The 1,119-nt window shown below is 56.2% G+C and carries 1 rRNA gene; it reads left to right on the top strand.

The window, feature by feature from the left end:
* Positions 1-1,119: ribosomal RNA gene (locus J3486_RS43730) — 23S ribosomal RNA — on the top strand; the annotation flags it as partial.

Below are 1,119 nucleotides of genomic sequence, written 5' to 3' on the forward strand. Positions count from 1 at the left end.
CCCGCTGCTGAACACATAGGCAGTGTGGAGGGAACGCGGGGAAGTGAAACATCTCAGTACCCGCAGGAAGAGAAAACAACCGTGATTCCGGGAGTAGTGGCGAGCGAAACCGGATGAGGCCAAACCTCAAGCGTGTGAGACCCGGCAGGGGTTGCGCTTGGGGGGTTGTGGGATCTCTCTTTCACAGTCTGCCGGCTGTGAGACGAGTCAGAAACCGTTGATGTAGACGAAGGACATGCGAAAGGTCCGGCGTAGAGGGTAAGACCCCCGTAGTCGAAACGTCAGCGGCTCGTTTGAGAGACACCCAAGTAGCACGGGGCCCGAGAAATCCCGTGTGAATCTGGCGGGACCACCCGTTAAGCCTAAATATTCCCTGGTGACCGATAGCGGATAGTACCGTGAGGGAATGGTGAAAAGTACCGCGGGAGCGGAGTGAAATAGTACCTGAAACCGTGTGCCTACAAGCCGTGGGAGCGTCGGATATGTGCTTGCACATATCTCGTGACTGCGTGCCTTTTGAAGAATGAGCCTGCGAGTTTGCGGTGTGTTGCGAGGTTAACCCGTGTGGGGAAGCCGTAGCGAAAGCGAGTCCGAATAGGGCGATTCAGTAGCGCGCTCAAGACCCGAAGCGGAGTGATCTAGCCATGGGCAGGTTGAAGCGGAGGTAAGACTTCGTGGAGGACCGAACCCACCAGGGTTGAAAACCTGGGGGATGACCTGTGGTTAGGGGTGAAAGGCCAATCAAACTCCGTGATAGCTGGTTCTCCCCGAAATGCATTTAGGTGCAGCGTCGTGTGTTTCTTGCCGGAGGTAGAGCACTGGATAGGCGATGGGCCCTACCGGGTTACTGACCTTAGCCAAACTCCGAATGCCGGTAAGTGAGAGCACGGCAGTGAGACTGTGGGGGATAAGCTCCATGGTCGAGAGGGAAACAGCCCAGAGCATCGACTAAGGCCCCTAAGCGTACGCTAAGTGGGAAAGGATGTGGAGTCGCAGAGACAACCAGGAGGTTGGCTTAGAAGCAGCCACCCTTGAAAGAGTGCGTAATAGCTCACTGGTCTAGTGATTCCGCGCCGACAATGTAGCGGGGCTCAAGCGTACCGCCGAAGTCGTGTCATT

The sequence above is a fragment of the Streptomyces sp. VRA16 Mangrove soil genome, from assembly GCF_017377775.1.
Lineage (GTDB): Bacteria > Actinomycetota > Actinomycetes > Streptomycetales > Streptomycetaceae > Streptomyces.